This window comes from Nocardia asiatica NBRC 100129, from assembly GCF_000308415.1.
GTDB classification, from domain to species: Bacteria; Actinomycetota; Actinomycetes; order Mycobacteriales; family Mycobacteriaceae; genus Nocardia; species Nocardia asiatica.
This window is the reverse complement of sequence record NZ_BAFS01000057.1, coordinates 1-5,200: the sequence shown is the minus strand read 5'-3', so window position 1 is coordinate 5,200 and position 5,200 is coordinate 1. Positions and strand designations below refer to the sequence as shown.

5 protein-coding genes and 1 tRNA gene are annotated in these 5,200 nt (G+C 70.0%); 4 read left to right on the top strand and 2 right to left on the bottom strand.

The genetic code is table 11. The features are described from left to right. Together ON27_RS06170 and ON27_RS06165 are read left to right on the top strand one after the other, a co-directional pair. The coding region (locus ON27_RS06170) for an ABC transporter permease (protein WP_043720772.1) at window positions 1-1,189 on the top strand (1,189 nt) is incomplete at its 5' end. Beyond that, window positions 1,186-2,235, top strand: a complete 1,050-nt coding sequence (locus ON27_RS06165) for an ABC transporter ATP-binding protein (protein WP_043720769.1) — start codon at window positions 1,186-1,188, stop codon at window positions 2,233-2,235. The genes ON27_RS06170 and ON27_RS06165, both read left to right, overlap by 4 nt. A gap of 91 nt (window positions 2,236-2,326) precedes the next feature. Here ON27_RS06165 and ON27_RS06160 read toward each other — a convergent pair. After that, window positions 2,327-2,401 (bottom strand) — tRNA-Cys (locus ON27_RS06160). A 114-nt stretch (window positions 2,402-2,515) separates the two neighbouring features. Between ON27_RS06160 and ON27_RS06155 the strand changes: the two genes are divergently transcribed. Together ON27_RS06155 and ON27_RS06150 are read left to right on the top strand one after the other, a co-directional pair. After that, window positions 2,516-3,067, top strand: coding sequence for a MarR family winged helix-turn-helix transcriptional regulator (locus ON27_RS06155; protein WP_043720766.1), 552 nt, complete (start codon window positions 2,516-2,518; stop codon window positions 3,065-3,067). A 124-nt stretch (window positions 3,068-3,191) separates the two neighbouring features. Next, entirely contained in the window at window positions 3,192-4,235 is a 1,044-nt protein-coding gene (locus ON27_RS06150; protein ID WP_043720765.1) for an Hsp70 family protein, read from the top strand. 49 nt (window positions 4,236-4,284) lie between these two features. On the opposite strand, the gene ON27_RS06145 is transcribed toward ON27_RS06150, so the two are convergent. Continuing rightward, entirely contained in the window at window positions 4,285-5,070 is a 786-nt protein-coding gene (locus ON27_RS06145; RefSeq protein WP_043720763.1) for an enoyl-CoA hydratase, read from the bottom strand. Between the last annotated feature and the right edge of the window lie 130 nt (window positions 5,071-5,200).

The window sequence follows — 5,200 nt, the reverse complement described above, 5'->3', positions numbered from 1 at the left end:
GAGTGCGCACGGCTTGTGGGCGGGTGTGGTCATCTCGACCATGTCCTATTTCCCGCTGGTCTACCTGCCCGCGGCGGCGACACTGCGCCGCTTGGACCCGGCGGTGGAGGAATCGGCGCGTGCGCTGGGTTCCGGACCGGTCGAGGTCTTCGCGCGGATCGTGCTGCCGCAGTTGCGCTTGGCTGTTCTCGGCGGCGGTCTGCTCATCGCGTTGCATCTGCTCGCCGAATACGGCGCTTTCGTGATGGTGCGGTTCGATACGTTCACCACCGCCATCTTCGAGCAGTATCAATCCAGCTTCGCCGGGCCCGCGGGCAGCATGCTCGCCGGTGTGCTCGTGCTGTGCTGCCTGGCGCTGCTCGGTGCGGAATCCGGGTTGCGCGGCCGGGCGCGCTACGCGCGGATCGGCAGTGGGGCGCCGCGCGCCGCGACGCGTATCCGATTGGGCGCGGGCACGTTACCCGTCCTGGCAGCGCTCGTCGCGGTGACGGCGGGCGCGCTCGGCGTGCCGCTGTGGACCATCGCGCGCTGGCTGCGCATCGGCGGAGCGGCGGTGTGGGATTTCACCGACATCGGCAACGCGCTCGGGCAGACGGTGGTTCTCGCGGCTGTGGCCGCGCTGCTCACCACGCTGTGCGCGTTCCCGGTCGCCTGGATCGCGGTGCGTTCCACCACGGCGTTCGCCCGGGTGGTCGAGGGCGCGAACTACGTGACCAGTTCGCTGCCCGGCATCGTGATCGCGCTGGCCATGGTGACGGTGACCATCCGGTGGGCGCCCGCGCTCTATCAGACGGCGGGCATGGTGATCGCCGCGTACCTGCTGCTGTTCCTGCCCCGGGCACTGGTCAGCGTGCGGGCCGGGCTCGCTCAGGTGCCGGTCGGGCTGGAGGAGGCGTCCCGTTCCCTGGGCAAGTCGGGACCCGCGACGTTCTTTCTCGTCACGCTGCGTCTCACGGCGCCCGCGGCGGCCGCGGCCGCCGCACTGGTGTTCGTCGCCGTGGCGACCGAACTGACCGCGACTTTACTGCTGGCCCCCAACGGAACTCGCACGCTGGCGATGCGGTTCTGGGGCCTGTCGGGGGAATTGGACTACGCGGCCGCCGCACCGTACGCCCTGATCATGATCGCCGCCGCGGTGCCGGTGACGTATCTGCTGTTCACGAACTCGCGGAAGGCGGCGGGGATATGAGTCGCGTTGTCGTCGCCGATGTGTCGAAGACCTTCGGCCACACCCGCGTGCTGAGCGGAATCAGCCTCGACGTCCCGGACGGCACCGCGACCGCCGTGGTCGGCTCGTCGGGTTGCGGCAAGACCACACTGCTGCGGGTGATCGCCGGGTTCGAGTCGCCGGACACCGGATCGGTGTCGATCGGAGCGGAAACCGTGGTGGGCGAACGGGTCATGGTGCCGCCGCAGCGGCGGAACATCGGCTATGTCGCGCAGGACGGGGCGCTGTTCCCGCATCTGACCGTCGGGCAGAACATCGCCTACGGACTCGGCTTGCGCCGCCGCGACCGGCAGCGGGTGCGCGAACTGCTGGAGACGGTCTCGCTGGACGCGTCCTACGCCGACCGGCGTCCGCATCAGCTCTCCGGCGGTCAGCAGCAGCGCGTCGCGCTGGCCCGCGCGCTGGCCCGCAAGCCGTCGGTGATGTTGCTGGACGAGCCGTTCAGCGCGCTCGACGCGGGGCTGCGGGCGACGACCAGGCAGGCCGTGGCCGATACCCTGCGCGCGGCGGGCATGACCAGCATCCTGGTCACCCACGACCAGGAGGAGGCGCTGAGTTTCGCCGAGCAGGTGGCGGTGCTGCGCGACGGGCGCTTCACCCAGGTCGGCACGCCGGAGCAGGTCTACGCCACGCCGAAGGACCTGTTCACCGCGCGTTTCCTCGGCGACTGCGTGCTGCTGGAAGCGGTGGTGGAAGCCGACGTGGCCAAGTGCGCGCTCGGGCGGATTCCCGTGCAGCGCGATGCCCCGGCCGGACACGTGACTCTCATGTTGCGGCCGGAACAGCTTGTGGCGCGGACGGTTCCGGCGGGTGAGCCGGACAGTGGGCAGATCCGCGCGGTGGAGTTCCGCGGCGCGGACGTCATCCTGACGATCGCTCTCGACGGCGCAGCCACCCCGGTGCGAGTGCGCCGGGCCAGCGTGGACGCGCCGGCCACCGGCCAGCGGGTGCGCCTGGATGTGCTCGGCGCGGCGGTGGCGTACGCCGAATCGGACAACGCCGCCTGAAGTCCGCCGAACATGCCGCGATCGTGACCGGTGCGCCTCGAAAGTGCCCGGCTCGGCGGTAGCACGCACCGAGCCGGGCACCGAGGACTTGTGGAGCGAGCGGCGAGAATCGAACCCGCGTAAACGGCTTTGCAGACCGTTGCCTAAACCACTCAGCCACGCCCGCCTCGCCTCAGATAGTGCCCGCGGCGGGTAGGCCCGGCCTACTATTGCGCTCACGCTGATCCGAAGGCTGGTCGGATGTCCCCGCCCCTGTGCGGTGGCATGGAATGATCGGAACATGTCTCGGCCACGCCCGCTTCCGAACGACCCGATCGAGGAGGCCCACCGCCAGTGGGTCGGCCACGGCTGGGGCGACGTCGCCGACGGCATGGCCGCGGTGACCTCGCTGGTGCGGGCCCAGCAAATCGTGATGGCGCGGGTGGACGAGGCGCTGAAACCCACCGGGTTGACCTTCTCCCGCTACGAGTTGCTCATGCTGCTCAATTTCAGCAAAACCGGTGCCTTGCCGATGGCGAAGGCCAGCGCGCGCCTGCAGGTGCACCCCACCAGCGTGACCAACACCGTGGACCGGCTGGAAGCGGCCCAGCTCGTCGAGCGTGTACCGCACCCCAGCGACCGGCGCGCTACCCTGATCGAAATCACCGACGCCGGGCGCGAATTGGTCGCGAAGGCGACCGAGGAACTCAACGCGAAGGTCTTCGCGGTCCCCGGGCTCCCGCCCGACCGGCTGCACACCCTGCTGCAGCTGCTCGCCGAATTCCGACACGCGGCGGGCGACTTCGACACTGCCGAGGGCACGGCGCGCTGGTCGGCAACGGTCACAGACTAATTCAACGTACCGGTCGGTCGAGTACCGCAGTGGACCGATCGATCCGTGACAGACCGGCATCCAACCGGCGAATTGCCGGGCATGCCGTCTTGGCAGCGGCAGCGAAAAGGTCCACCATGGACTCATGGTGCTGGTCTTGGGTGTATCGGCGGGCGCTGGTGGCGCCCACGCGATGCTGACACACTCCGATCAGCCACACCTACCCCCGATCCATCGCTGCGAAGTGCCGCGGCGCGCGGGCGGTGGCGTCGAGGAATCGGTCTTCGAGGCGATCCGCCGGATGAACGGCGCCGCCGACCGCAGGGACGAACTGATCTCGGGTACGGCGGTGACGTGCCGCTGTCCGCTGCACGCCGAGGCCGTCCGCACCGGCGTGGGCCGGGGCGTCACCATCGTCGACGAACCGCTCGCCCAGCTGCGCTATCTGCGCTTCACCGGGCAACTCCCCGACAGCGGCTCGGTCATCCTCTACGACTTGGGCAGTTCGGGGCTGACCATCACCCAGGCGGACTGCCGCACCGACACCATCCTGGCCGGCAAACGCAGCACGGTACTCGGCGGCGACGGCTACGACGCGCTGCTGCGCTGGCGGCTGGCCCGCGACGGCGTGCTCACCGACACGCCGACCATCCGGCGCCACCGCGAAGAACTGAGCGACGCACGCGTGATCACCGCCATCGACGAGGGCACCGGCGACCGCGCCGTGGTCACCCGCAGCGACCTGGCCGAATTGTGCGCGGCGGGCATCCACCACTCCGCGTCGTTCGTGCGCCAGATCATCGACGAGACCGGCGTGCGGCCGGAGGCCATGGTGCTGCTCGGCGGCTGCACCCGCAGTCCCAGCATTCGCGCCGAACTGACCGAACTGATCGATCTGCCGATCGTCTACGACCCGGAGCCGGAGTTCGTCTCCGCGCGCGGCGCCGTGCTGCTGGCCGCCGAACGACGCGGCGGCCGGATCCGGATGGCTCGGCTGCGCGCCGGGGCCACCCTGGTCCCGGTCACCGTCGACCGGCGCAAACTCATCGCGGCGGCCGCGGTGACCGTCGCCCTCGGCGCCACCATCGCCGGACTGCTCGCCACGGACGACGACAGGCGCAGGCCGGAAGGAGACCGGGGGCCCACGCCCGCGGAGATCGTCGCGCCCACACCGGGGCGCTTCGGCTGACTCGCCGCGGGTCCGCCCGGCCGGACGGGCCGGCCGGGCGATACCGAACTCAGCGGTTGGTGAACTTCGCGGGACGCTTCTCGACGAAGGCGCTCATGCCTTCCTTCTGGTCCTCGATCGCGAACAGCGAGTGGAAGACCCGGCGTTCGAAACGCAGGCCCTCGGCCAGCGTGGTCTCGAACGAGCGGTTCACCGCCTCCTTGGCGATCATGGCGACCGGCAGCGACATCGACGCGATCGTCTCGGCGACCTCGGCAGCGGTGTCGAGCAGCTGCGCGGCGGGCACGATCCGGGAGACCAACCCCGCCCGCTCGGCCTCCTCGGCGTCCATGTTGCGACCGGTGAGCACCAGGTCCATGGCCTTGGCCTTGCCGATCGCGCGGGTCAGCCGCTGCGAGCCGCCGATGCCGGGGATGACGCCCAGCTTGATCTCCGGCTGCCCGAACTTCGCGGTGTCGGCCGCGAGCAGGACGTCACAGATCATGGCCAGCTCGCAGCCGCCGCCCAGCGCGTAGCCCGCGACCGCGGCGATGGTGGGCTTGCGGAACTGCGCCAGCCGGTCCCAGCGGGCGAAGTAGTCGTCCATGAACATGTCCATGTACGACTTGGGCTGCATCTCCTTGATGTCGGCGCCGGCCGCGAAGGCCCGCTCCGACCCGGTGATCACGATGGCGCCGATCTCGTCGTCGCGCTCGAGCTCGTCGAGCGCGGCGATGACGTCGTCGAGGACCTGCGCGTTCAGCGCGTTCAGCGCCTTCGGGCGGTTCAGCGTGATCCAGCCGACCCGGCCCTTGCGTTCCAGCAGAATCGTCTCGAAGTCGGGACCGCCCGTCACCAGCCGCCACCCCTCACGAAATCGCTTTGCGATGCGTCCATCTTCATGCACCCTCTTGGTCGGAACGGTTACGGATATCGGTGACGATAGCCGAGAAGTCCCGCCCGGCATCCGTCTGGTTGAAACGGTC

Bases quoted from the DNA above. Each gene is read 5' to 3' on its own strand.
- ON27_RS06165 (WP_043720769.1), top strand. From the start codon at position 1,186: ATGAGTCGCGTTGTCGTCGCCGATGTGTCGAAGACCTTCGGCCACACC.
- ON27_RS06155 (WP_043720766.1), top strand. From the start codon at position 2,516: ATGTCTCGGCCACGCCCGCTTCCGAACGACCCGATCGAGGAGGCCCAC.
- ON27_RS06150 (WP_043720765.1), top strand. From the start codon at position 3,192: ATGGTGCTGGTCTTGGGTGTATCGGCGGGCGCTGGTGGCGCCCACGCG.